General features: G+C 60.2%; 22 protein-coding genes and 4 tRNA genes. 13 read left to right on the top strand and 13 right to left on the bottom strand.

What is annotated here, in order from left to right; translation table 11 throughout:
* Positions 1-319: 319 nt before the first annotated feature.
* Positions 320-1060, bottom strand: coding sequence for an FKBP-type peptidyl-prolyl cis-trans isomerase (locus BFQ00_RS18430; protein ID WP_065934334.1), 741 nt, complete (start codon positions 1058-1060; stop codon positions 320-322).
* A gap of 246 nt (positions 1061-1306) precedes the next feature.
* On the opposite strand from BFQ00_RS18430, the gene BFQ00_RS18435 reads away from it, so the two are divergent.
* From BFQ00_RS18435 to BFQ00_RS18445, 3 genes are read left to right on the top strand one after another with little or no spacing between them, the layout of a single operon-like run.
* Positions 1307-3115: a di-heme-cytochrome C peroxidase gene (locus BFQ00_RS18435; RefSeq protein WP_065888213.1), complete on the top strand. Its 1809-nt coding sequence runs from the start codon at positions 1307-1309 to the stop codon at positions 3113-3115.
* Positions 3112-4278 (top strand): catalase family protein, encoded by a 1167-nt coding sequence (locus BFQ00_RS18440; RefSeq protein ID WP_065934335.1) that lies wholly within the window; start codon positions 3112-3114, stop codon positions 4276-4278. The genes BFQ00_RS18435 and BFQ00_RS18440 overlap by 4 nt, the downstream gene beginning before the upstream one ends.
* A gap of 13 nt (positions 4279-4291) precedes the next feature.
* On the top strand, positions 4292-5158 hold the full coding sequence (locus BFQ00_RS18445) for a GNAT family N-acetyltransferase (protein ID WP_065934336.1): 867 nt from the start codon (positions 4292-4294) through the stop codon (positions 5156-5158).
* Between the two features lie 192 nt (positions 5159-5350).
* On the opposite strand, the gene BFQ00_RS18450 is transcribed toward BFQ00_RS18445, so the two are convergent.
* Entirely contained in the window at positions 5351-5851 is a 501-nt protein-coding gene (locus BFQ00_RS18450) for an Lrp/AsnC family transcriptional regulator (RefSeq protein WP_065888210.1), read from the bottom strand.
* Between the two features lie 119 nt (positions 5852-5970).
* On the opposite strand from BFQ00_RS18450, the gene BFQ00_RS18455 reads away from it, so the two are divergent.
* The 3 genes from BFQ00_RS18455 to BFQ00_RS18465 all read left to right on the top strand — a co-directional run bounded on the left by BFQ00_RS18455 (position 5971) and on the right by BFQ00_RS18465 (position 9667).
* Complete coding sequence (locus BFQ00_RS18455) at positions 5971-7005, top strand: histone deacetylase family protein (protein WP_065888209.1); 1035 nt, start codon at positions 5971-5973, stop codon at positions 7003-7005.
* A 47-nt stretch (positions 7006-7052) separates the two neighbouring features.
* Complete coding sequence (locus BFQ00_RS18460; RefSeq protein WP_065934337.1) at positions 7053-8105, top strand: ornithine cyclodeaminase; 1053 nt, start codon at positions 7053-7055, stop codon at positions 8103-8105.
* Between the two features lie 146 nt (positions 8106-8251).
* Entirely contained in the window at positions 8252-9667 is a 1416-nt protein-coding gene (locus tag BFQ00_RS18465) for an amino acid permease (RefSeq protein ID WP_065934338.1), read from the top strand.
* A 175-nt stretch (positions 9668-9842) separates the two neighbouring features.
* Here the strand turns inward: BFQ00_RS18465 and BFQ00_RS18470 are convergent.
* From BFQ00_RS18470 to BFQ00_RS18485, 4 genes are all read right to left on the bottom strand, one after another.
* A tRNA-Asp gene (locus tag BFQ00_RS18470) sits at positions 9843-9919 on the bottom strand.
* 19 nt (positions 9920-9938) lie between these two features.
* Positions 9939-10014, bottom strand: a tRNA-Val gene (locus tag BFQ00_RS18475).
* A 176-nt stretch (positions 10015-10190) separates the two neighbouring features.
* A tRNA-Asp gene (locus BFQ00_RS18480) sits at positions 10191-10267 on the bottom strand.
* Positions 10268-10286: 19 nt separating this feature from the next.
* Positions 10287-10362: transfer RNA gene (locus BFQ00_RS18485), tRNA-Val, on the bottom strand.
* 159 nt (positions 10363-10521) lie between these two features.
* On the opposite strand from BFQ00_RS18485, the gene rdgC reads away from it, so the two are divergent.
* The 3 genes from rdgC (at position 10522) to sugE (ending at position 12983) form a co-directional block, all read left to right on the top strand.
* The gene (rdgC, locus tag BFQ00_RS18490) at positions 10522-11442 is read left to right on the top strand and encodes a recombination-associated protein RdgC (protein ID WP_065888206.1); all 921 of its coding nucleotides are present in this window, start codon (positions 10522-10524) and stop codon (positions 11440-11442) included.
* A 155-nt stretch (positions 11443-11597) separates the two neighbouring features.
* On the top strand, positions 11598-12563 hold the full coding sequence (locus BFQ00_RS18495; RefSeq protein WP_065888205.1) for a bile acid:sodium symporter family protein: 966 nt from the start codon (positions 11598-11600) through the stop codon (positions 12561-12563).
* A 105-nt stretch (positions 12564-12668) separates the two neighbouring features.
* Entirely contained in the window at positions 12669-12983 is a 315-nt protein-coding gene (gene sugE / locus BFQ00_RS18500) for a quaternary ammonium compound efflux SMR transporter SugE (RefSeq protein WP_065888204.1), read from the top strand.
* Between the two features lie 109 nt (positions 12984-13092).
* On the opposite strand, the gene BFQ00_RS18505 is transcribed toward sugE, so the two are convergent.
* The 3 genes from BFQ00_RS18505 to BFQ00_RS18515 form a co-directional block, all read right to left on the bottom strand.
* Complete coding sequence (locus BFQ00_RS18505; protein ID WP_065888203.1) at positions 13093-14967, bottom strand: MFS transporter; 1875 nt, start codon at positions 14965-14967, stop codon at positions 13093-13095.
* 57 nt (positions 14968-15024) lie between these two features.
* The gene (locus tag BFQ00_RS18510) at positions 15025-16173 is read right to left on the bottom strand and encodes a TDT family transporter (protein WP_065934339.1); all 1149 of its coding nucleotides are present in this window, start codon (positions 16171-16173) and stop codon (positions 15025-15027) included.
* Positions 16174-16250: 77 nt separating this feature from the next.
* Positions 16251-17450 carry an MFS transporter gene (locus tag BFQ00_RS18515; RefSeq protein WP_065934417.1) on the bottom strand — a complete coding sequence of 400 codons (1200 nt, stop codon included), beginning with the start codon at positions 17448-17450 and terminating at the stop codon, positions 16251-16253.
* Positions 17451-17586: 136 nt separating this feature from the next.
* Between BFQ00_RS18515 and BFQ00_RS18520 the strand changes: the two genes are divergently transcribed.
* Positions 17587-18126, top strand: a complete 540-nt coding sequence (locus BFQ00_RS18520) for a TetR/AcrR family transcriptional regulator (protein WP_065934340.1) — start codon at positions 17587-17589, stop codon at positions 18124-18126.
* Between the two features lie 131 nt (positions 18127-18257).
* Here the strand turns inward: BFQ00_RS18520 and BFQ00_RS18525 are convergent, their stop codons facing one another.
* The 3 genes from BFQ00_RS18525 to BFQ00_RS18535 all read right to left on the bottom strand — a co-directional run bounded on the left by BFQ00_RS18525 (position 18258) and on the right by BFQ00_RS18535 (position 20719).
* Positions 18258-19037 (bottom strand): ABC transporter permease, encoded by a 780-nt coding sequence (locus BFQ00_RS18525; RefSeq protein WP_065888200.1) that lies wholly within the window; start codon positions 19035-19037, stop codon positions 18258-18260.
* Positions 19034-19966 carry an ABC transporter ATP-binding protein gene (locus BFQ00_RS18530; RefSeq protein ID WP_065893681.1) on the bottom strand — a complete coding sequence of 311 codons (933 nt, stop codon included), beginning with the start codon at positions 19964-19966 and terminating at the stop codon, positions 19034-19036. Before BFQ00_RS18530 ends, BFQ00_RS18525 begins: the two co-directional genes overlap by 4 nt.
* Positions 19967-20101: 135 nt before the next feature.
* Entirely contained in the window at positions 20102-20719 is a 618-nt protein-coding gene (locus tag BFQ00_RS18535; protein ID WP_065934341.1) for a glutathione S-transferase family protein, read from the bottom strand.
* Between the two features lie 363 nt (positions 20720-21082).
* Here BFQ00_RS18535 and BFQ00_RS18540 point away from each other — a divergent pair, with 363 nt between their 5' ends.
* Both BFQ00_RS18540 and BFQ00_RS18545 read left to right on the top strand, forming a co-directional pair.
* Positions 21083-23530: an acyl-CoA dehydrogenase gene (locus BFQ00_RS18540; RefSeq protein WP_065934342.1), complete on the top strand. Its 2448-nt coding sequence runs from the start codon at positions 21083-21085 to the stop codon at positions 23528-23530.
* 75 nt (positions 23531-23605) lie between these two features.
* The gene (locus BFQ00_RS18545; RefSeq protein ID WP_065934343.1) at positions 23606-24013 is read left to right on the top strand and encodes a PA2817 family protein; all 408 of its coding nucleotides are present in this window, start codon (positions 23606-23608) and stop codon (positions 24011-24013) included.
* Positions 24014-24129: 116 nt separating this feature from the next.
* On the opposite strand, the gene BFQ00_RS18550 is transcribed toward BFQ00_RS18545, so the two are convergent.
* Positions 24130-25062 (bottom strand): LysR family transcriptional regulator, encoded by a 933-nt coding sequence (locus BFQ00_RS18550; RefSeq protein WP_065888195.1) that lies wholly within the window; start codon positions 25060-25062, stop codon positions 24130-24132.
* Positions 25063-25151: 89 nt separating this feature from the next.
* Here BFQ00_RS18550 and BFQ00_RS18555 point away from each other — a divergent pair, with 89 nt between their 5' ends.
* Positions 25152-25778: a hypothetical protein gene (locus tag BFQ00_RS18555; protein ID WP_065888194.1), complete on the top strand. Its 627-nt coding sequence runs from the start codon at positions 25152-25154 to the stop codon at positions 25776-25778.
* Positions 25779-26062: the final 284 nt, after the last annotated feature.

Genomic DNA, 26062 nt, shown 5'->3' on the forward strand with positions numbered 1-26062 from the left:
AGCCATGACCGCAGAAACGGATATGTACTCGGTCCAATCCAGCATCCTGGTCGGCCCAGAGGCCGCCATCGGGGGCAAGCCCCCTCCCACATTTGGACCGGGATCGACTCAACATCCTGATCGGCCCTGAGGCCGTCATCGGGGGCAAGCCCCTCCCACATTTGGACCGGGATCGACTCAACAGCCTGGTCGGCCCCGAGGCCGCCATCGGGAGCAAGCCCTCTCCCACAGTTTGATCGCAGGGAGCCAGGTAAATACCCGTCGGCGAAAACAACAACGCCCCGTCGAAACGGGGCGTTGTCGTTATTTGCAGCGCCGATTACTTCTTGGCGGCAGGTGCAGCAGGTGCGTCAGCCGCGTCAGCCTTGGCTGGGTCCTTGATGGCCAGCAGCTCCAGGTCAAATACCAGCACGGAATTGGCTGGAATCGCCGGGCTCGGGCTCTGGGCGCCGTAAGCCAGGTCGGACGGAATGTACAACTCGACCTTCTCGCCAACGTGCATCAGTTGCAGGCCTTCGACCCAACCCGGGATCACACCGCTGACCGGCAGGTCAATCGGGCTGCCACGGTCCACGGAGCTGTCAAAGGTAGTGCCGTTGGTGAGCTTGCCGGTGTAGTGAACAGTCACTACGTCGGTAGGCTTGGGCTGGGCGCCGTCGGCTTTCTTCACGATCTTGTACTGCAGACCGGAAGCAGTGGTGACCACGCCGTCTTTCTTGGCGTTGTCTTCGAGGAATTTCTTGCCGGCCGCTGCCGACTCTTCGCTCATTTTGGTCATGCGTTCTTCAGCGCGCTTTTGCAGCGCGGCAAACGCTTCAACCAGTTCGTCGTCCTTGAGCTTCTGTTCTTTCTTGCCGACAGCGTCTTCAATGCCTTGGGCTACCGCTTTGGAGTCCAGGTCATCCATGCCTTCTTGAGCAAGGCTCTTGCCCATGTTCAGGCCGATGCCGTAGGAAGCTTTCTGCGCCGGGGTTTTCAGCTCTACGCTGGTCTGCGAATCACAACCCGCAAGTACCAGGCTAACCAGGGCCACCGCCGCCGCCAACCGATGCTGTTTCATGCTATTTCCTTGTTCATGCGCCAAAAGGGCATTCGAATAAAGTCGCGAGCTTATCAGGCGGCCACGACCAATGGCTACCGGCATGTGAGCAGGAAACGTCTGATAAGTTCACGTGTTTAAAAGCAATTTCATTCATGATGCAGGTCCGCGACGGATCGTGGGACCTGTCACTCCAGACTCATGGCCACTTGCCGCCCCCTTGGCGTAGTGGCATAACAACGCGAACAACCGACAAGGATAGTTAACTTGCGCATTTTCACCCGTGTCTTACTCCTGATCCTCCTGGCACTGGGCCTGATTCTGGCCGTGGTGCTCTATTACACGATCAACCCCAGGCTGCCGGACTACGTGCCCGTTGAGCAGGTGCACTATCAGGACCAATGGAGTGCCGCCGACCGCCAGACCTATTACTTCACGCCCCAGGGCACCCAGGTCAAAGGCCTGCACTACGACTGGTTCACCGCGCTGGAGCTGCCCTTTTCCGAGCGCCGTTTTGCCTCGCCGGAGTACCTGGCCCGCTTCGGCTTCCTGGTGGACCCGCGGCAAGCGCCCAGCGCGCAAAACCCCGGCAATCTGCCGGTGGGTTTCGCCCGGCATAAAAATGCGGGCAGCAACGTTGAATACCTGGATATCACCTGCGCCGCTTGCCACACCGGCGAGCTGCACTTCAAGGGCCAGGCCCTGCGTATCGACGGCGGCTCCGCCCAGCATGTGCTGCCGTCGAGCGTGCCGACCCTGCGCGGCGGCAGCTTCGGCCAGGCGCTGGTCGCCAGCCTTGCGGCGACTTATTACAACCCGTGGAAATTCGAGCGCTTCGCCCGCCAGGTCCTGGGGGAGCGCTACGACGCCGAACACAGCCAACTGCGCCAGGACTTCAAGCAGTCGCTGAACCGCTTCCTCAAGGTTGCCTGGAACGATACCCACCGTGGCCTCTACCCCACCGAAGAAGGACCGGGCCGCACCGACGCCTTCGGCCGCATCGCCAATGCCAGCTTTGGCGATGCCATTTCCCCGCAAAACTATCGCATCGCCAACGCGCCGGTGGACTACCCGCAATTGTGGGATATATGGACCTTCGACTGGGTGCAATGGAACGGTTCGGCCCAGCAGCCCATGGCCCGCAACATCGGTGAAGCCCTCGGCGTCGGCGCGACCCTGGACTTCTTCGACAGCGCCGGCCAGCCCCTGCAGGGCGATGCGCGCTACCCTTCCAGCGTACGCGTGCGCGACCTGAACCTGATCGAAGAGACCTTGCAACGTCTCAAGCCACCCACCTGGCCCGAAGACCTGTTCGGCGCCATCGACAAGCCCCTTGCCGCCCAGGGCCGCGCATTGTTCGCCGAGAACTGCGCCGGCTGTCACGTGCCCACCGTCACGCAAGAAGGCGGCCGGCCGGTGCAGCAACTGAAGATGCTGCCGGTGGACTACATCGGCACCGACCCCGGCACCGCCAACAACATCGCCGACCAGCGCTACGACCTGAGTGCGCTGCAATGGGACCCGGCGGAGCTGGCCGGGCTCAACGTCCAACTGCACCCCACGCCCACCGAACCACTGGACCTGAAAAAGATGTCCGTGGCCAAGGGCCTGGCCTACGTCACCGCGTTCGTCGAGGACCACGCCTACCGCGCCGCCGGCGTGACCCCGGCCGAACGCCCGCGCCTGGACGGGTACGGCCTGCCCATCGGTGTGCGCGAGTTGCGCGCCTACAAAGCGCGGCCACTGGCTGGCGTCTGGGCAACGCCGCCGTTCCTGCATAACGGTTCGGTGCCGACGATCTACCAGTTGCTCTCGCCCCAGGACGAGCGCAGCACCACCTTCTATAAAGGCACCTTCAACTATGATCCGCGCCATCTCGGCTTTGAGACCGACGCGTTCAAGAATGCCTTTGTGTTCGATACCAAAATCACCGGCAACCACAACAGCGGCCACGAATTCCGTGCCGGCCAGCGTGGCAACGGCGTCATCGGCCGTGGCTTGCTGCCACAGGAACGCTGGGCGCTGCTGGAATACCTCAAAGTGCTGGGCAGCCCGCTGGAGCAACAACTGCCATGATGATTCGATCCCCCTATGACCGCCCCTCCCTGCTCGCCCGCCTCTGGCTGCGCATTGGCGGGTTTCTCGGCAAAACCCTGCTGTGGCTGGTGGGTCTCGGCCTGCTCGGTTGGCTCGGCGCCAGCGCGTGGTACGCCTGGCAGCACAGCGGCCCGGTGTCGCCGGACGAACAGATTCCGCCCGGTGAAGCCGCCATGACCCAGGGCATCATCCAGACCGCCGTGCGCATCGTCGACCAGCACCGCGAGGGCACGCGCTACCTGCGCGATGCCCATGCCAAGGCCCATGGTTGTGTGAAGGCCGAAGTCAGCGTGCTCGCCGACCTCGATCCGGCGCTGCGCCAGGGCGTGTTCGCAACGCCGGGTAAAACCTGGCAGGCGATGATGCGGCTGTCCAACGGCAATGCCTACCCGCAATTCGACAGCATCCGCGATGCCCGCGGCATGGCCATCAAGCTGCTGGACGTCCCCGGCAAACAGCTGATGGCCGATCAGCAAACGCGCACCGAGCAGGACTTCGTGATGTTCAGCCACCCGAACTTCTTTGTCAGCGATGTGGCCGAATATGCGCAGAACATCGGTGCCCAGGCGGATGGCAAAAAAGTGCTGGCGTTCTTCCCCAAGGCCGACCCGCGCACCTGGCAGATACGCCACCTGTTCATCGCCCTGGCCACCCTCGCCCCTGCCCCGGCCAGCCCGACGCAGACCACCTACTTTTCGGTTTCGCCCTACAAGTTCGGTGCGGCCAACGCCAAGTTCCGCGTCGCCCCCGACCCGCAAAGCTGTCCTGAATACACATTGCCCAAACAGAACCAGGACCTGCCGAACTTCCTGCGCAGCGCGCTCAATCAACAACTGTCCACCGACCGCGTGCCGGCATGCTTCGTGTTGCAGATCCAGCGACAGAACCCGCAGACATTCATGCCCATCGAAGACACCAGCATCGAATGGAAGGAAAGCGACGCACCTTTTGAAACCGTGGCCAGGGTGCGGGTCCCGGCGCAGGACTTCGACACGCCCGCGCTGAATCTCGCCTGCGACAACCAGTCATTCAACCCCTGGTTCGGCGTGGCAGAACACCGCCCCATCGGCGGCATCAACCGCCTGCGCAAGGCGGTGTACGAAGCGGTCAGCGATTATCGCCACAGTCGCAACGCGCCGTAGGCGCAGTGCCTGCATGCCAGCAGAGGAAACCGATGTGAGTCCCGCTTACCTGTATCGCCCGGCAACCGCCGCCGACCTGCCCGCCGCCCATGCACTCTCCGTGCACCTTGAATGGCCTCATCGCGAGGAAGACTGGGCGATGGTGCAGCGTATCTCCGAAGGCTTCGTCGCCGAACAGGACGGTGTCTTGGCAGGCATCGCATTCGCCTGTCATCAGGGGGCTTATTCGTCCATCGGCCTGGTGATCGTCAGTCATCAGCACCGGAGCAAAGGCATCGGACGGCGCTTGATGAATCTGTGCCTGGACGCCGTGGGCCCACGCACGCCGATCCTCAATGCCACCGAGTCAGGCGCGCCGCTGTACACCAGCATGGGATTCGTTGAATTTGCACGGACTCAGCAACATCAGGGCGTGCCGCAGACGCCGGAGCCCCTGCCCGCGAGCCGCCACGGGCAATGTCGCGTATTGAACCGAGTCGACTACCCGAAGGTGATCGAACTGGCCAACGCCGGCAGCGGGCTGGACCGCACCGGCGTACTCAACGACCTGCTGCCGACGGCCGAGCATGTGGTGGGCATCGAGGTAGAGGGGCACCTGCAGGGGTGCGCCATGCTCCGCGAATTTGGTCGCGGCCACCTCATTGGCCCCGTCGTCGCGCAACACCCGGAGCAGGCCCGACACTTGATCACTCACCTTCTTCGGTTGATCCCGCGCGCGTTCGTGCGCTTCGATATTCCCAGCGCATGCGGGTTGGCCGACTGGCTGGAGAACCTCGGGCTGCCATGCGTGGATAACGCGCCACGCATGGTGCGGGGGATACCGCCCCAATCAAGCGCCGGGGTCACCGAATTTGCGCTGGTGACCCAGGCGATCGGCTAATGAATGGCCGCTCGCCGGCACGTGCAATCGTGCCCTCATCACAGACCGGAATGAACAAGTGCAGGGACAAGTGATCCAGGTGCTGCATGACGCCCCTCCCGCTGCAATGTGACGCGAACCGAACGCTGCCTTTGCCTTCAATTTCCCCGATTGCTCTACTGCACACCGAGCGTAGTGCGGTGCCCATCCCGATTAACCCTTGCTCAATTTGGGTATGGCAATGCGACTACCGGTCTTGATTTCACGCAACGCCAGACTCGACTGAATAGACGCAATACCGACCTGGCGCCTCAGCACTTGCTCGATAAAGTCGCTATAGCTGTCGAGATCCTCTGCCAACACTTGAAGCACGTAATCGGCGTCTCCGGTGATTTTGTGGCAGGCCAATACTTGCGGCAATTGCGCAATCACTGCCTCGAAGGCGTCCGGCGCATGATCGGCATGGGTGGAAAAGCGGATGTGCACGAATGCCATGATATCCAGCCCGAGCATTCTTCGATCCAGCGTTGCCTGATAACCCTTGATCACGCCCGCCTCTTCCATTCTCTTGCGCCGTCGCCAGCAAGGCGTGAGGCTCAATGAAAGCCGCTCACTGAGTTCGGCATTGGAAATGCTCGCGTCCTCCTGCAACAACTCAAGAATGGCCAGATCGGTCTCGTCGAGGCTGATGCGCCTGGATATGTTTTTCTTCATTACGCTGTTCCTGAGTTAAATCGCCCGATAAATATCCTTAAGCACGAAGACAAAGCAAAGAAATCGCGTCCCGACCAGAACAGAATACTTGCACTGGCTCACATTAACGGATGCGCAGAATGTTTACAGTTTTCAGTGATTCCCACCGTCTGCACCATGGCACCGAGTTGAAGGATGGCGTGCTCAAGCCGTCGTTTGAGCAGCCCAGTCGGGCCGACACCGTTTACAACCGTGTCAAGCAAACAGGCCTTGGCCGGATAGTCGAACCGCGCGTGTTTGACCGCTCGTGTTACGTCAACGCCCACAGCGAACGCTATGTGAGCTTCCTGGAAAGCGCCTGGTCGCAGTGGTGCGCCACAGGACGCACCCATGACGCCCTGCCACTGGTATGGCCTGTACGTGACTTGGCCAACGATCAAGTGCCGACGTTCATTGACGGCAAACTCGGTTTCTTCGCAATGGATGCCGGCTCGCCAATCACCGCCACGACCTGGCAGGCCGTCAAGACCAGTGCCGATATCGCCCTGACGGGGCTGGCACTTATCGACGAAGGCCACGACAGCGCCTTTGCCCTGTGTCGTCCGCCGGGCCATCACGCGGCGCGTGAATATATGGGGGGCTACTGCTATCTCAACAATGCGGCCATTGCTGCACAGCAGGCAATCACTCAGGGCGCCAAACGTGTCGCGGTACTCGACGTCGATTTCCATCACGGCAACGGTACCCAGAACATTTTTTACCCGCGCAATGACGTGATGTTCATCTCGCTGCACGGCGAACCGGCCGTGTCCTATCCCTACTATTCGGGGTTCAGCGATGAAATCGGCGCCGGCCACGGCGAAGGGTTCAACCTCAACTATCCATTGCCGAAAAACACCGCGTGGGAACGCTACCGCGACGCCCTGCTTCATGCCTGCGGAAAACTTCAGCAGTTCGCGCCGGAAGTACTGGTGATCTCACTGGGCGTCGACACTTTCAAGGACGACCCGATCAGTCACTTCCTTTTGGAAAGCGAGGACTTCATCGGGATCGGCGAGCTGATAGCGAGTGTGGGTTGCCCCACCCTCTTCGTGATGGAAGGCGGCTACATGGTCGATGAAATCGGCATCAATGCGGTGAACGTACTGCATGGCTTCGAGAGCAAACGCGCCTGATCCCCCTGACTCTACAACGCGTAACTGGATAGATTGGAGAATAAAAAATGACGCTCTTCCTGGATGTCGATGATGCCGCACGCCTGTTCGCCAAGATTGGTATCCGCCGGGCAATCCGTGAGATGGCCACCTACATCGAAGCAGACTATTTACGCTGGGCGCAGTTTGACAAGTCGCCGCGCACGGCCAATCACTCCGCAAATGGTGTGATCGAGCTGATGCCTACTGACGATGGCAAGCAGTACTCCTTCAAGTACGTGAATGGCCACCCGGACAATGGTCAGCAGAACCTGCTGACGGTGATGGCATTCGGTCTGCTGGCCGATGTCCACAGTGGCTATCCAACCCTGCTCAGCGAGCTGACACTGACCACTGCAGTGCGCACCGCGGCAACCTCGGCACTGGTCGCGCGTACGCTTGCCCGTCCAGGCGCAACCTCAATGGCGCTCATTGGCAATGGTGCTCAGAGCGAGTTTCAGGCGCTTGCCTTCCATGAAATGCTGGGCATCAATGAAATTCGCATCTTCGATATTGATCGCGACGCCTCACTCAAGCTGCTGCGCAACCTGGAGGCTTTCCCGACGATCAAAGTGATTCACGCCGACTCCATACAGGAGGCGGTCAAGGGCGCGCACATTGTCACCACCGTTACCGCCGACAAGGCCTACGCGACGATCCTGACGCCCGAGATGATTGAGCCCGGTATGCATATCAATGCCGTCGGCGGCGACTGCCCGGGCAAGACCGAACTGCACGCCGCCATCCTGCGCAACGCTCGGGTCATCGTGGAGTTTGAACCTCAAACGCGGATTGAAGGTGATATTCAGCAACTGGAGGCCGACTCACCCGTCATCGAGTTTTTCCGGATTGCGCAAGGCGACGTCCAGGGACGCGAGAATAATGAACAGGTGACGGTATTCGATTCAGTGGGCTTTGCCCTCGAGGATTTCTCATCGCTTCGCTACCTGCAGGTGATGGCGCACGAACATCAAGTCGGCCGGCAGATCCACCTGGTACCCACGCCTGAAAATATAAAAAACCTGTTCCAGATGCTTGATCAGCAACCCACCAAAGCCGCCCCTCTGCGCACGGCCAGTTGACCTGCGAGTGACGCCCCAAGGCATCTGCAGCGGGCCGTCACTGCCCAAATAAAACAACACCGTCACCCGCCATTGCATCCTGACAGTGGCGCTGGATACCCATTTTTCTGCCAAAACTCAAAAACATAAGATCAAGAGGTTTTGAAATGAAATCGAATTCACCAGAGCGGGCTGAGCAGCCTGCGCTGCAGCGCACGCTCAGCAATCGTCACATCCAGTTAATGGCCATGGGCGGAGCCATTGGCACGGGTTTGTTCATGGGCTCCGGAAAAATCATCGCCCTCTCCGGCACCTCGATCATCCTCATCTATATGATCATCGGCCTGTTCGTTTATTTCGTCATGCGCGCCATGGGCGAAATGCTGCTGTCCAATTTGAATTTCAAGACCTTTGCGGATTTCGCCGGCGCCTACCTGGGGCCTCGCGCCGCATTTTTTCTCGGTTGGTCGTATTGGCTGAGCTGGAGCGTTGCAGTGATCGGCGATGCCGTTGTCGTGGGCGGCTTTTTCCAGTACTGGTTCCCCCAACTGCCTGCCTGGATACCGGCTATCGGGATGCTGGCGACCCTGTTTGCCTTGAACGTGCTGACGGTCAGGCTTTTCGGTGAGGTCGAATTCTGGTTCGCGATCATCAAGATCATCGCCGTCGTGACGCTTATTGGCGTCAGCATCGTGATGATTGCCAGCTCGTTCGTATCCCCCAGTGGCGTTACCGCGTCCCTAGGTCACCTGGTGGATAAGCAGGCTGCGTTCCCGAATGGCTTGCTGGGTTTTTTCGCCGGTTTCCAGATGGCGATATTCTCCTTTGCCGGCACCGAACTGATCGGCACCGCAGCGGCAGAAACACGATCTCCGGAGAAGACCCTACCCAAGGCAATCAACTCGATTCCGCTGCGAATCATCCTGTTCTACGTGTTGGCATTGGGCTGCATTATTGCCGTGACGTCCTGGCAACAGGTTTCACCTGTGAAAAGTCCTTTTGTCGAACTGTTCCTCGTCGCAGGCTTCCCCGCAGCAGCCGGCATCGTTAACTTCGTGGTTCTGACATCCGCCGCTTCCTCGGCCAACAGTGGCGTATTCTCATCCAGCCGTATGCTGTTCGGGCTGGCCAATCAAGACAATGCTCCGGGTATTTTTCGGCGGCTATCGGGCAATAGCGTGCCTCTGCTGAGCCTGGCCTTCACGACATTATTGATGCTGGTGGGTGTACTTGTGCTGTTCATCGTTCCGGAGGTCATGACCGCATTCACCATCGTTTCCACGGTGTCAGCGATTCTGGTGATATTCACCTGGTCGACCATCCTCGCGTCCTACATTGCCTATCGCAAAAAGCGCCCTGAGCTTCACGCTAAATCTGCCTACAAGATGCCGGGCGGCGTCCCAATGGCAGTGCTCTCACTGGCGTTCATGGGTTTCGTTCTATGCCTGCTGGCATTGAGACCTGACACCCGCGTTGCCTTGATGGTCATGCCCGGATGGTTCATATGGCTGGCCATTGCTTATCAGCTGACACGTAGCAGGAAGCCTGAAACGGCGGTGGAGTCGGCGAGTCAAATCGGTTGAGCTGCGTCACGCCAGAGCAGCATTCGCTGCTGCTCTGGCGGCGCAACTTGATTGTCTGACTGGAAACCGTGGCTGGAGATGCAATTGCAGCACAATGGTGCAGACGAAAAAAAGCCCGCTCAATGAGCGGGCTTCTTGTGGCGACCTGGCGTTCAGTGTTCCAGGTTGTCGAATATGGCGCAGCGGACGGGACTCGAACCCGCGACCCCCGGCGTGACAGGCCGGTATTCTAACCGACTGAACTACCGCTGCGCGTAACACGTGAAGCGAATGGTGGGTGATGACGGGATCGAACCGCCGACCCTCTGCTTGTAAGGCAGATGCTCTCCCAGCTGAGCTAATCACCCTTCGTTTCGGTGTGGGCGCATCATACACCAAAAAACCGTAATGTCTTGATTTAAATGCACTTTATTTAAAAAAATTTACCGCACGATTTTTTGCCATATTGCGGGCAATAAAAAGCCCGCTCAATGAGCGGGCTTTCCGTGGTGACCTGGCGTTCAGCATTCCAGGTTACCGAATATGGCGCAGCGGACGGGACTCGAACCCGCGACCCCCGGCGTGACAGGCCGGTATTCTAACCGACTGAACTACCGCTGCGCGTAACACATGAAGCGAATGGTGGGTGATGACGGGATCGAACCGCCGACCCTCTGCTTGTAAGGCAGATGCTCTCCCAGCTGAGCTAATCACCCTTCGTTTCGGTGTGGCGCGCATTCTACGGAGCGCTCCCAGGTCTGGCAAGCACTTTCTTAAATCTTTTTTTTCAGCCCTTCCAATGGCTTACGCAGGGTTGGCCTGCGGCGTGATCAAGAGAATAATGCCCCCCTTTGTATAGAGGAGAGACTCACCCCATGTGGTTCAAGAACCTGCTTATCTATCGCCTGACCCAAGATCTGCCTGTTGATGCCGAGGCGTTGGAAGCGGCCATGGCCACCAAACTGGCGCGCCCGTGTGCAAGCCAGGAACTGACCACTTACGGTTTCGTTGCACCCTTTGGTAAAGGTGAAGACGCTCCCCTGGTCCACGTCAGCGGGGATTTCCTGCTGATCGCCGCGCGCAAGGAAGAACGCATCCTGCCGGGCAGCGTGGTACGCGACGCGGTTAAAGAGAAGGTCGAGGAGATCGAGGCCGAGCAAATGCGCAAGGTCTATAAAAAGGAACGCGACCAGATCAAGGATGAAATCATCCAGGCCTTCCTGCCACGCGCCTTTATTCGTCGCTCGTCGACCTTCGCCGCCGTCGCGCCGAAACAGGGTCTGATCCTGGTGAACTCGGCCAGCCCGAAACGCGCGGAAGACTTGCTCTCCACCCTGCGCGAAGTGATCGGCACCCTGCCGGTGCGCCCACTGACCGTAAAAACCGCACCGACGGCGATCATGACCGATTGGGTCACCACCCAGAAACCGGCGGCCGACTTCTTCGTGCTCGACGAATGCGAACTGCGCGACACCCACGAAGACGGCGGGATCGTGCGCTGCAAGCGCCAGGACCTGACCGGCGAAGAAATCCAGCTGCACCTGACCACCGGCAAAGTCGTGACCCAATTGTCCCTGGCCTGGCAGGACAAGCTGTCCTTCATGCTCGACGACAAGATGACCGTCAAGCGCCTGAAGTTCGAAGACTTGCTGCAGGACCAGGCCGAACAGGACGGCGGCGACGAAGCCCTGGGCCAACTGGACGCCAGCTTTACCCTGATGATGCTGACCTTCGGCGAATTCCTGCCGGCGTTGATCGAAGCACTCGGCGGTGAAGAGACCCCACAAGGCATCTGAGCCATGTGAAAGTCAAAATGTGGGAGGGGGCTTGCTCCCGATAGCGGTGTATCAGGCAAAAATCCATTAGCTGATACACCGCCATCGGGGGCAAGCCCCCTCCCACATTTGATTGCATTGCCAATTCAAAAATCGAACAAGAAAGGACACCTTCCATGCGCGCACTCGCCGCCTTGAGCCGCTTCGTCGGCAATACCTTCGCCTACTGGGTGTTGATCTTTGCCGTCGTCGCATTTCTCCAACCCAGCTGGTTCCTCGGCCTGAAAAGCGCCATCGTCCCACTGCTGGGCCTGGTGATGTTCGGCATGGGCCTGACCTTGAAACTCGAAGACTTCGCCGAGGTCGCCCGCCATCCGTGGCGCGTCGCCCTGGGCGTGGTCGCGCATTTTGTGATCATGCCCGGCGTGGCGTGGTTGTTGTGCCAGGTCTTTCACCTGCCGCCGGAAATTGCCGTAGGTGTGATCCTGGTGGGCTGCTGCCCAAGCGGTACTTCATCCAACGTAATGACCTGGCTGGCCCGTGGCGACCTGGCACTGTCGGTGGCGATCGCCGCCGTCACCACCCTCCTCGCCCCGCTGCTCACCCCGGCGCTGATCTGGCTGCTGGCCTCGGCCTGGCTGCCGGTGTCGTTCATGGAGCTGTTCTGGTCGATCCTGCAAGTGGTGCTGCTGCCGATCGTGCTCGGCGTACTCGCGCAACGCTTGCTGGGTGATCGGGTTCGTCATGCGGTCGATGTGCTGCCGCTGGTCTCGGTGGTCAGCATCGTGATCATCGTCGCCGCCGTGGTCGCCGCCAGTCAGGCGAAGATTGCCGAGTCGGGCCTGTTGATCATGGCCGTGGTGATGCTGCACAACAGCTTCGGCTACCTGCTCGGCTACTTCACCGGGCGCCTGTTCAAGTTGCCATTGGCGCAACGCAAGTCGTTGGCGCTGGAAGTGGGCATGCAGAACTCCGGGCTCGGCGCCGCGTTGGCCAGTGCGCACTTCTCGCCACTGGCGGCGGTGCCCAGTGCGCTGTTCAGCGTCTGGCACAATATTTCCGGGGCGTTGCTCTCGACTTACTTTCGACGCATGAGCGAGAAGGAAGATCGCCGCGCGCTGGAGAATACCCCGCACACTTGATCGACCGGCCCATATTCGGCACTCTTGGCACCTCGCGGGGACGACCCCGCGACGCCAATGCGCGTTGACTCCGGGGACGACCCCGCCTGAAGAAGCGAGGTCATCATGTCCTGGATCATTCTGTTTTTCGCCGGATTGTTTGAAGTCGGCTGGGCCGTCGGCCTGAAGTACACCGATGGCTTCAGCAAGCCGCTACCCACCGTACTCACTGTCGCCGCCATGGCCATCAGCCTTGGCCTGCTGGGGCTGGCGGTGAAGGAACTGCCGCTGGGCACGGCCTACGCCGTATGGACCGGCGTGGGTGCGGTGGGCACGGTGATCGCCGGGATTATTCTGTTTGGGGAGTCCATGGCGTTGTTTCGGTTGGCCAGCGTGGCGTTGATCATTTGCGGGCTGATTGGGCTCAAGATCAGCGCTTAGGCCGCTACCGCCATCGGGGGCAAGCCCCCTCCCACCTTTTGCTTTGTGAACGCATTCAAAATGTGGGAGGGGGCTTGCCCCCGATGAGGCCAGTCCCCCCAGCACAGAACTACCTGACACTCCCCCGCAGAACACCGACCACAGCCTGCAACTGCGCAGGTGTCGCCTCCTCTACCCGCACAGGCTCCCCCGCCACCAGCACCACCCGCGACCAGATCCGATGAAAGAACCCCTTGTTCGGATCGCGACTGAAAAAACTGCCCCACAGCCCCTGCAACGCCAGCGGAATCACCGGCACCGGCGTTTCTTCCAGAATGCGCGTCACGCCACCGCGAAACTCATTCATCTGGCCATCGCCGGTCAACTTGCCTTCCGGGAAGATGCACACCAGCTCGCCTTCCCTCAGGTACTCGGCAATCCGCGCGAAGGCCTTTTCGTAGATCTGGATATCTTCGTGACGCCCGGCAATCGGAATCGCCCCGGCGGTGCGGAAGATAAAGTTGAGCACCGGCAAGCGGTAGATTTTGTAGTACATGACAAAACGAATCGGCCGACGCACTGCGCCACCAATCAGCAGCGCATCGACAAACGACACATGGTTGCAAACGAGCAAGGCCGCGCCTTCATCCGGAATCCGCTCCAGGTTGCGGTGCTCGACGCGGTACATGGAATGGCTGAGCAGCCAGATCATGAAGCGCATGGTGAACTCGGGCACGATCTTGAAGATGTAGGTATTGACCGCGATGTTGAGCAGCGACACCACCAGGAACAACTCGGGGATCGACAGCTTGGCCACGCTCAGCAGCAGGATCGAGACGATGGCCGACACCACCATGAACAGTGCATTGAGAATGTTGTTGGCCGCGATCACGCGCGCACGCTCGTTTTCGGCGGTGCGCGACTGAATCAACGCATACAGCGGCACAATGTAAAAGCCGCCGAACACGCCCAGGCCGAGGATATCGAACAACACCCACCAGGCCTGCCCGTAGCCGAGCACCGCCAGCCAGTCGTTGGCCTGGATATTCTGGGGGAAGCCGCCGGAATGCCACCACAGCAGCAGGCCAAACACCGTCAGGCCGAACGAGCCGAACGGCACCAGGCCGATCTCCACTTTACGTCCCGAGAGTTTTTCGCAGAGCATCGAGCCCAGGGCGATCCCCACCGAGAACACGGTGAGGATCAGGGTCACGACGGTTTCATCGCCATACAGCCATTCCTTGGCGTAGGCCGGAATCTGCGTCAGGTAGATCGCGCCGACGAACCAGAACCATGAATTGCCGACGATGGACCGCGACACCGCAGGGGTCTGCCCCAGGCCCATGCGCAACGTGGCCCAGGATTGGGTGAAGATATTCCAGTCCAGGCGCAATTGCGGCGTGGAGGCCGCCGCCCGTGGAATGCTGCGGCTGGCCAGGTACCCCAGCACCGCCACGCCGACAATCGCCACGGCCACTACCGGCGCGTAGTGGGTGGACGACATCATGATGCCCGCGCCGATGGTACCGGCAAGAATCGCCAGGAACGTGCCCATTTCCACCAGGCCGTTGCCGCCGACCAACTCATCGTCGTGCAGGGCCTGGGGCATGATCGAGTACTTCACCGGGCCGAACAGCGCCGAGTGGGTGCCCATGGCGAACAGTGCCAACAGCATCAATTCCAGATGGTTGAAGAGAAAACCGGTGGCGCCCACGGCCATGATCACAATTTCACCGAGCTTGATCGCGCGGATCAGCGCGTCCTTGTTGAATTTCTCGCCGAACTGCCCGGCCAGCGCCGAGAACAGGAAGAACGGCAGGATGAACAGCAAGGCGCACAGGTTGACCCAGATGGAACGGTCGCCTTCGATGCTGAGCTTGTAGAGAATCGCCAGAATCAGCGATTGCTTGAAGATGTTGTCGTTGAAGGCGCCCAAAAGCTGGGTGATGAAAAACGGCAGGAAACGCCGTGTGCGCAGCAAGGTGAATTGTGAGGGGTGGCTCATCGTCCGTGTTCCTGCGTGGCCTGTTATTAGTCAGGCCAAGACTTTACCTAATCCCGCTTACTTATTCGCTAGCCCCGCAATGCATGGCGAAACAAAAAGCTCGCCTTTGTAGGCGCCCTGCACCGTGCGCGTGGCCACGATCAGCCACATCAGCGCCAGAGCCACCACCAGCACACTGCCCAATACGCTGAAGAACCCCAGGTGCAGCAGGCTGGCAAGCTTGAGCGTGGCCAGCGCGTAAACCCCCAGCGGAAAGGTAAAGCCCCACCAGCCCAGGTTGAACGGAATACCGGCGCGCAGGTAACGCAGGGTGATCAACACCGCCATCAACATCCACCAAAAACCGAAGCCCCACAGGGTGATGCCGGCCACCAGGCCGAGCCCGTTGGCCATTTCGCCAACTCCCGGCAGGCCATTGGCGGCGAAGATCGCCGGCGCATCGCCGCCCAGCAGCAACATGCCCAGGGCACCGGTGCCGATAGGGCCCAGCGCCAGCCAGCTCGATGCCGCCATATTGGCGTGGGGCAGTTTATGCAGGGCCATGCGCAGCATCAGGATGGTCAGGATGCTGAAGGCAACCGGCAGCGAGAACGCCCAGAGTACGTAACTGGTCACCAGCATCACCAGTTGCCCATGGGCATCGGCCAGGTGTGGCGCCAGCAGGCCACCGCTGGCGGCGGCGACTTCGGCGGCCACCACCGGCAGCAACCACACCGCAGTCATCTGGTCGATGCTGTGTTCCTGGCGGGTGAACATCATGAACGGAATCAATACACCGCAGGCCAACGCCATGGCCACGTCCAGCCACCACAGGGCTTCGGCCAGGGGAATCACAGCACTGCCCCAGCGCGGCAGGCCGAACAGCAGCAAACCATTCAGAATGGTGGCCAGGCCCATGGGGATGGTGCCGAAAAACATCGAGACTGTGGAATGCCCGAAAATCCGCCGCGCCTCGTGGAAAAACATCACCCAACGTGCGCCATACAGCACGCTGAACAGGACGAACAGGCCGATGGTGAACATCCACAGGCCTTCGGCGACCGCATGCAAACCGGGCAGATTGACCGGCAGTTGCGCCAGGGCCAGCGCCAGCACGCCGGTCCCCATGGTCGCGGCAAACCAGTTCGGGGTGAACTGGCGAATCACTTCCCGGGGACGGGTCAGGTGGCTGAAGGGTTTATAGCTGATGCTTGTCGAGCAGGTCATGATGGCAATCCTCTTCCTCGCATGAGGTTGCAGCCATCATAGAAGCGTATCGAATATCTATATAACGGGTAATATCTCTAACAGTTATCTGTTTTACAGATGTTCTGCACTGGCGTGCGCTGCCATGACAGTCCGGCCAAGGCACTTACGGCGAGCAGAATAATCAGCGCGCCGTACGCATCCGTGGTCGCGATCAAACCGAATTCGCGACTCAGGTTACCGGCCAACAGCGCCGGCAGGCAGAACGCCAGGTAACTCAATACATAGAACGCCGACATCAACCCCGCTCGCTCGTGAGGCAGCGCCAACCCTACGATGCTGCGCACACTGCCCATGAACCCGCCGCCGAAACCCAGGCCGGCAACCACACTGGCCGCAAAGAACAGCCACAGGCTGGCACTTTGCACAGCCACCAGCAACAGTGCCACGCCGGTCGCCAGCAGTACCGCCGACAGCCGCATGACCTTGTCCGCAGGGTGCTCGCGCAGGCTGTAGATCATCACCGCGCCACTGAGGGTGATCACCGCCACCAGGCCACCGCCGATCAGGTGCGACGTCGACCCCGTCGCGGCCCGCACCAACGAGGGCGCCAGGGATGAAAAGAACCCTCCCAGCGCCCATACCGCCACATTCAGCGGCATGGCCAAGGCCAGGGCACGGCGTGCCTGCTTAGGTACATGCAGAGTCGGCGCCAGGGACTTCAAGGCCCCCGGAATGCGGCTGACGGTTTCCGGCAAGCGCCAGACATACAACGCCTGAAGCACCATCAATCCGAGCAGGGCGAAGTAGATCAGTTGGGTCGGCCACGGTGCGTATTCCACCAGCAAACCGCTGCCCAGGCCGCCACTGGCCATCCCCAGCATCGGCGCGAGACTGTTGAGCATCGGCCCGCGCAGGCGGTCGGTGTCAAGCAACGTCGCACCCAGGACTGCCGTTGCCGTCCCGGTGGCGAAACCTTGCAGTGCCCGCGCGGCAATCAAGTACGCGGTGCTGTCGGCGTTGATAAATAACAGCATCGCCACGATATTCAGGACCAACGCGACGAAAATCACCGGCTTGCGCCCGACATAATCCGACAGCGAGCCCACCGTCAGCAGCGCCGCCAGCAGGCTCACGGCATACACGGCAAAGATCAGCGTCAGCATAGCTGCGGAGAAATGCAGGTTGTCCTGATACACCTGATACAAGGGCGTCGGCGCGCTGGAGGCGGCGAGAAAGGTCAATACGGTGATGACCAGGAATGTCAGGCTGGACCGTTGAGACAGGTTGCTGGGCATAGGCTTGCTGGGCATAGGCTTGCTGGACGTAGGCTTGCTGGACATAGACACGCTCCGCTAAAGCTAATATTTTGCTTTTGTGAAGTGTGCTACCCGTCGACGCTTAAAGCAAATTCTTTGTGTTAAGGTTTTATCCATGGCGATCAAAGAAGGCCTTCGCCCGGGGGGCCGTAGTGCCCGGGTACAAGAATCGGTGCATTCGGCCGTCCGCGAACTGCTGCAGACCCATGAACGCGCCACCATCACCGTACCGATGATTGCGACACGCGCGGGCGTCACCCCCTCGACCATATACCGTCGCTGGGGCGACCTTTCCGCCGTGCTGGCCGATGTAGCCCTGGCACGCATGCGCCCGGACACCGAGCCGGCCACTACCGGCAGCCTGCGCGGCGACCTGCTGGCCTGGGCTGAGCAATACCTGGACGAAATGAGTTCGGAGCCCGGGCGCAACATGATGCGCGACGTGCAATGCAGCCTGACGCCGGGGTATTGCGTGAGCATCTTGAGCGGGCAGCTACAGGTTATTGTCGATCGTTACCCGGAGCAGGCAGCCCCCAGCGTGGACCACCTGATCAACCTGCTCGCGGCACCCACGGTGTTTCGTATTCTGTTCTCGACAGAGCCCCTGAGCGTCGAAGAGCTGCATGCCCTGATCGACCTGGCACTGACAAACTAAAGCCTTGCACAAAGCAAATGTGGGAGGGGGCTTGCCCCCGATGGCAGTGTGTCAGTTAGCTCATCTGCAACTGACACACCGCTATCGGGGGCAAGCCCCCTCCCACATTTTTAACCGCGTTTTAACCGGTATTAGGTACGCATCCCACGCCCGCTCACCAGCAACCGCGCGCATCCGACGTACAAGACGATGGTGGCAACGATCATGAAGGTGATCGCCACGCTGATCTTGATATCCGACACTCCCAGGATGCCGTAGCGGAAGGCGTTGACCATGTGCAGCACCGGGTTGGCCAGGGACACGGTCTGCCAGAACGGCGGCAGCAACGTGATGGAGTAGAACACCCCGCCCAGGTAGGTCAGCGGCGTGAGCACGAACGTCGGGATGATCGAAATATCATCGAAGTTGCGCGCAAATACCGCGTTGATGAAGCCGAGCAGCGAGAAGATCGTCGCCGTCAGTACCACCACCAGAATGGTGACTCCCAGGTGATGCACTTGCAGGTGGGTAAAGAACAACGACAACAAGGTCACGATCACGCCCACCATCAAGCCGCGCAGCACGCCGCCCAAGGTATAGCCGATCAGGATCGTGTGCGGCGACACCGGTGAAACCATCAGTTCTTCGATGGAGCGCTGGAATTTGCTGCCAAAGAAACTCGACACCACGTTGCCGTAGGAGTTGGTGATCACCGACATCATGATCAGGCCGGGCACGATGTACTCCATGTAGGTGAAGCCACCCATGTCACCGATCTGCCGACCGATCAAGTTACCGAAGATCACAAAGTACAGGACCATGGTGATCGCCGGTGGCAGCAGGGTCTGCGGCCAGATTCGGGTAAAGCGCTTCACCTCGCGGTAGACGATGGTCTGCAGCGCGACGAGGTTGGGTTGCAGTTCGGAACTCATACCGCCACCTTCGCCAGATTTTTCTCCACCAGGGACACGAACAACTCCTCAAGGCGATTGGTTTTGTTACGCAGGCTCGTTACCTCGATGTTCTGAGTCGCCAGTTGGCTGAACAGCGCAGTGATGCCCATGGCTTTGTCCACCTGGACTTCAAGCGTGTGGCTGTCCACCAGACGGCTTGGGTAGCCCAACAGTTGCGGCGGCGCCGACAGATTGTTCTTCAGGTCGAGCAGGAAGGTTTCCACATGCAACTGGCCCAGCAGGTTACGCATGCTGGTGTTCTCGACAATGGTGCCATGGTCGATGATGCCGATATTGCGGCACAGCTGTTCAGCTTCCTCGAGATAGTGCGTGGTGAGGATGATGGTGATGCCCTTCTCGTTCAGCTCGGTGAGAAAGGTCCACATCGAACGACGCAACTCGATGTCCACACCCGCAGTGGGTTCGTCGAGGATCAGCAGGCGCGGTTCATGCACCAGTGCGCGGGCGATCATCAGGCGGCGCTTCATGCCACCGGACAACGAGCGCGAAGGCACGTCACGCTTGTCCCACAGGCCCAATTGGGTCAGGTACTGTTCGGCGCGCTCCTTGGCGACTTTCATCGGGATGCCGTAGTAGCCGGCCTGCGTCACGACGATGTCGAAGGTCTTCTCAAACTGGTTGAAATTGAATTCCTGGGGCACCACGCCGATCGAGCGCTTGAGCGCCGCAGGGGATTTGTCCAGGTCATGGCCAAAGATATTCACCGTGCCGCTGGTCTTGTTGACCAGGGTCGAGAGGATGCCGATGGTGGTGGATTTGCCGGCACCGTTGGGGCCGAGCAAGGCGAAGAAGTCACCTTCGGCAACGTCCAGATCGATACCACTCAGGGCCTGGAAACCGTTGCCGTAGGTTTTGGTTAGCTGCCGGATGGACAGAGCGGAACTCATATCTGATTACGCACCAAAGAAAAGAATAGAAACAATAGATGAGGGCACACCGCAGGTAGTTCAACCTGCGATGAGGTGCGAGCATGGTGCGTGCCCGCGCCACACAAGTACAGTCACCCGTATTAATAGTGAGTATCAGGTCAACGCGGTCATGACCGCTTTGCGGTAGGCCGGACGTTGTTGCAGGCGCTGGTACCAGGCTTCCAGGTTGGGCATTGCCGGGCGTTCGATGGGCATTTCAAACCAGGCGTAGATGAAACAGCCCAGTGGGATATCGCCCATGCCGAACGCCTGGCCGCTAAGGTAGGGTTGCGCAGCGAGGGCTTGTTCGACGGTGTCGAGCGCATCGATGCAGGCTTGGCGCCCGGCGTTGATACCGTCCCAGTTGCGCTTTTCGGGGGCGGTACGCAGGATGCCCCAGAACACTGCCTTGAATGGATCGGCGAGCGTCGACGTGGTCCAGTCCATCCACTTCTCGGCGCCGGCCCGGATTTGCAGGTCACTGGGGTAAAATTCCGACGCATGCTTGGCGCACAAGTAGCGCACGATGGTATTGGATTCCCACAACACAAAGTCGCCATCTTCAATCATCGGCACCCGGCCATTGGGGTTCAAGGCCCGGTATTGCGGGGTGTCGACCACACCAAACGCCCCGCCCGCATCAATTGCCTCATAGTCCAGGCCGAGCTCCTCGGCGCACCACAGTGCTTTCCTGACGTTTGATGAATTTTTACGACCCCAGATTTTCAGCATGACCGCGCCTTATCGTTGTTGAACATGGCTTGATGACGCCGCAGCATACGCCGGTTCAGGCGCGCCTTGAATCATCCTGCATGGCGCCCGGCATTGAGTCAGCGCAACGCGCAGTCTCACCGATTGCACGGCAAAGACTGACCGGTCATATAAATCCCCATGGGTTCCGCGACGTTTCGGGGCGAACTCCACCACCAGCGGGCGGTCACTGAAGAAGAGGCTGGCGATGAAACGGTACTCATCTCTATATAGCGCACTGATGGCTGTCCCCAGTACAAACTTGTAACACCCTGATCACCCCGCTTGGCCGGACGCCGTCTAAGCTCCCTGGTGGTTTCGCCCTGGTTTCACGGAGGATTGAATATGCTGTTGTTGTGGATACTGGTTCTGGTGGTCGGCATTGCCTACCTGGCACACCGGCGCACTGCGCCCCTGCCTGCCCTGGGTGTGGTCGCCGTCTACCTGTTGGCGATGGGCGCCTGGAGCCATGCGCCGGGTTGGCTGCTGCTGATTTTCTGGGTGCTGATCGCCGTCGTGGCCTTGCCGCTGTTGCTGCCCGACCTGCGCCGCCAATACTTCACCAAGCCGCTGTTCAGTTGGTTCCAGCAAGTCCTGCCGCCGATGTCCGAGACCGAGCGCGATGCGATCGACGCGGGCACCGTGTGGTGGGACGGCGAACTGTTCAGCGGGCGTCCTGATTGGGACAAATTGCTGGCCTACCCCAAGGTGCAATTGACTGAAGAAGAACAGGCGTTCATCGACGGCCCCACCGAAGAGCTCTGCGCCATGGTCAGCGACTGGGAAATCGGTCAGGCCATGGACCTGCCCCCCGCTGCCTGGGAACACATCAAGACTCATGGTTTCTTCGCCCTGATCATCCCCAAGGAATACGGCGGTAAAGGCTTCTCTGCCTATGCCCACTCGCAAGTCGCGATGAAACTGGCCACCCGCAGCGGCGACCTGGCGTCCACCGTGATGGTGCCCAATTCCCTGGGCCCCGCCGAGTTGCTGTTGCACTACGGCACCGACGAACAACGCAACCACTACCTGCCGCGCCTGGCGCGTGGCGACGATATTCCGTGTTTCGCCCTGACCGGCCCGCTGGCCGGCTCCGATGCGGGCGCCATGCCCGACACCGGCGTCATCTGCAAAGGTGAGTGGGAAGGCAAGGAAACCCTCGGCCTGCGCCTGAACTGGGAAAAGCGCTACATCACCCTCGGCCCGGTCGCGACCTTGCTCGGCCTGGCATTCAAGGCCCATGACCCGGACCATCTGCTGGGCGACGAGGAAGACCTGGGCATCAGTCTCGCGCTGATCCCTACCGATACCCCGGGTGTGGAAATCGGCCGCCGTCACCTGCCCCTGGGCGCCGCGTTCATGAATGGGCCGAATTCGGGCAAGGACGTCTTCATTCCCCTGGAATTCCTCATCGGTGGCCAGGAGATGCTCGGCAAGGGCTGGATGATGCTGATGAACTGCCTGTCCGTGGGCCGTTCAATCTCCCTGCCTGCGGTGGGCACCGGCGCCGCCAAGTTCACCAGCCTGGTGACCGGCCAATACGCCCAGGTGCGTGAACAGTTCAACGTGCCGTTGTCAGCCTTCGAAGGTATCCAGGAAGCCCTGGCACGCATCGGCGGCAACGCCTGGCTGATGGACAGCGCCCGCATGCTCACCGCCAATGCCGTGGACCTGGGCGAAAAACCCTCGGTGCTGTCGGCGATCCTCAAGTACCACCTCACCGAACGCGGCCGCGAGTGCATCAGCCATGCCATGGACGTGCATGGCGGCAAGGGCATCATCATGGGCCCGAACAACTACCTGGGCCGCAGCTGGCAAGGCGCGCCGATCTTCATCACCGTGGAAGGCGCGAATATCCTCTCGCGCAACTTGATGATCTTCGGCCAGGGTGCGATTCGTTGCCATCCGTTCGTACTCAAGGAAATGGCCCTGGCCGGTCGTGAAGACCATGACCAGGCGTTGAAGGAGTTCGATGCCCTGCTGATGCAACACATCGGTTTCGCCGTGAGCAACGCCGCCAGTACATTGGTGTTGAACCTGGGCATCGGTCACTTCGAAAAGGCCCCGGGCAACCGTCTGAGCCAGGGTTATTTCCGCGCGCTGAACCGCCAGGCCGCCGCGTTCGCCCTGCTCGCGGACCTGAGCATGATGCTGCTGGGCGGCGAGTTGAAACGCCGCGAACGCCTGTCGGCGCGCCTGGGTGATGTGCTGAGCCACATGTACCTGGCCTCGGCGGCGCTCAAGCGCTACCACGACCTGGATTCGCCGGACCACCTGGAACCGCTGTTCGCCTGGGCCATGGAGGAAAGCCTTGGCCAATCCGAGCGTGCGTTGGATCAACTGCTGAGCAACTTCCCGAATAAAATCCTGGGCTGCCTGTTGCGGGTGATCGTGTTCCCATTCGGGCGCCGTCATACCGGGCCATCCGATGCGTTGGATGCCGAGGTTGCTGCAGTGATCGGCCGCGCCAAGGGCGACCCGACCCTGGAAGAGTTGCTGGCGGGCTGCTATCGCCCACAATCGGCGGAAGATCCGGTGGGCGCGCTGCAACATGCCTATGACCTGCTCGGCGCCAGCCATCCCCTGCAGAAAAAACTGCACACCGCGCTCAAGAGCGGGCAGGTCAAACCGACTGCCGGTGAGTCCGCCATCGACGCCGCGCTGCACGTCGGCGTGCTGCAACCGGCCGAAGCGCAAACCCTGCGCGACGCCGAAGCGGCGCGTCGCAAGGTGATCGACGTGGATGATTTCAGCAAGGACGAGCTGATACAGGCTGAGGGTAAAGTCCGCTGATACCGGCGGTCATATAAAAACGGGCGCGAGAGGCATATACTCTCGCGCCCGTTTTTGCTTTAGAGGACTTATCTCGTGTCCAACGTCGTTGCCGATCATCTCGCCTTGCTCGACCACCTGCGTAGCATCCTGGTTGCCGTCGGCGAAGCCGAACAGGTACCCGAGGAAAGCCATTCGCTGTTTCTGGAACGTTTCGACGAACTGCGCGCCCTGCTGCCCATCGATCCCATCGAAAGCCAGTACCTGGGCCAGGACCTGATGAGCCAGGTCATCCTGCGCTACCCGCAGATCGCCCACCTGGTGCCGCGCGATCTGCTGTGGTTCTTTGGCGGTGATTGCCTGCATTTCATGCCCGACGAAGAACTGGACCTGTACCAGGCCCTTGAAGAACGTCGCTATGAAGCCGAGCTGAACGATGAACCGTTCGACTGGAACCAGGAAAAGCAACTGCTGGCCATGCAGGATGACCAGAGCAAGCACTGATTATCAGGGCTTGTGTGGGAGGGGGCTTGCCCCCGATGAGGGAGTGTCAGTAGGCGCATTTTTGACTGAACCACCGCCATCGGGGGCAAGCCCCCTCCCACATGTTTAACCCATTTCTACCGACTGCGCAGTGTCGGCTCCTTCGCCATGCACTCCACCAGATAATCAATAAATACGCGCAGCTTGGGCGGCAAGTAGCGCGTTGGCGAATGCAACAACCACGCCTCGCCGTGGTACGACGCAATAAAATCCCACGCCGGTAATACCTGCACCAACCGCCCTTCTTCCAAGGCGTGCCGCGCCGTGAAATACGGCAAGCTGCCAATCCCTACATGCTGCAACACCGCATCCAGCCGCACGCCCGTGTGGTTCGCCGCATACCGCCCGCGCACGCCGACCGTCACCGCCTTGCCGTCCTGACGAAACTTCCAGCGTGAGTCACCGGGGGTTTCGCCCAGATAGATGCAACTGTGCTCCAGCAGATCATGGGGATGGCTCGGCGTGCCATGCTCGGCCAGGTACTGCGGCGTCGCGCAGAGCAAATGTTCGATCGGCAATAACTGCCGCCCGACCAGACCGGGCGGCGGGCTGTCGGTGATGCGGATGCTCAGGTCGACATTGTCGTCGATCAGATCCACAGGCCGATCCTCAAGGATCAGTTGCACATCCACCTTGGGATAGCGCCGCAGGAACGCCGGCATATGCGGATGCACGACAAATCGCCCCACCGCCTTGGGCACGCTGACCCGCACCAGGCCCTCGGCTTCATGGGTAAATTGCCCGCTGATCTCCATTACCGAACGCGCCGCGCCGACCATCTCGCGGCACCGCTTGAACACCTCTTCGCCGCCCTCGCTAAGGCGCAGCTTGCGCGTGGTGCGTTGCAACAGGCGGGTTGCCAGTGCCTGTTCCAGGCGCGAAATACTGCGGCTCACCGCCGAGGGTGAAACGCCCAGTTGCCGCGCCGCTTCGGAGAAACTGCCGGTTTCGACCACCTTGACGAAAATCGCCATTTCACCCAGCAGCGGCAACGGAAGATTGATGCTCATGACGCACAGGTCCATTGATATTTGAATGGATTATCACCTATCAGCGCACTATTTATACTGTCGGCATCACCTGGATGCGGATGTAGACGATGACCGAGCGCCTGTTTTTCACCCACGATCACCTGACAGCCGAGCTGGAAGTGCTGAGCTGCACACCCCACGAAGAGCAATTTGCGGTGATCCTGCAGTCGACGATTTTCCACCCCCAAGGCGGCGGCCAACCCTGTGACACCGGGTGGCTGGGCGACAGCCAGGTGCTGCGCGTCACGCAGGACGCCGCGCATGTGGTGCATTACGTCAATCACCCCCTGGAACCCGGCCCCATCACGGCGCGGGTCGATGCACCACGCCGCGCGATGCACGCGCGCCTTCACTCAGCGGGACACCTGATTGGCAATGCCGGCGAACGCCTGGGCTGGATGCCGATCAAGGCCCATCATTGGCCGGGTGAAGGCAAGATTACTTTTATCCGCGGCGAAGCTGCACAAGAGATGGATGTGCAGGTCCTTCAACAACTGGTCAACCAGTGGATCGCCGCAGATTATCCACGCCACATGACGCTGGAAGAAGGCACCCGGGAAGTCGGCTTCGGTGAATTGCCGGCATACGCGTGCGGTGGCACGCATGTTCAAGCACTGAGCGAACTGGGCCAGGTAACGATCCTGGCCCTCTCGGAAAAAAAGGGTGCACTGTCGGTACGCTACGAAATCAACTGACACACCGAGCCTCAAAATGTGGGAGGGGGCTTGCCCCCGATGAGCATAGGTATCTACACAATTTTGGTGCGACACCGCACCTGTGGCGAGGGAGCTAACGCGTATCTACCTGACGCTCCGAGGTCCAAATGTGGGAGGGGGCTTGCCCCCGATGGCGGCCTCGGGGCCGACCAGGATGCTGGATTGGGTTGAGTACATATCCGTTTCTGCGGTAACGGCTGCTAGTGGTTCCGCTTTTACAGCGGCTCACTTTTGAAAAGCGCAAAAGTAAGCAAAACGCTCTT

It is taken from the genome of Pseudomonas sp. 28 E 9 (assembly GCF_900004785.1).
Classification (GTDB): domain Bacteria; phylum Pseudomonadota; class Gammaproteobacteria; order Pseudomonadales; family Pseudomonadaceae; genus Aquipseudomonas; species Aquipseudomonas orientalis_A.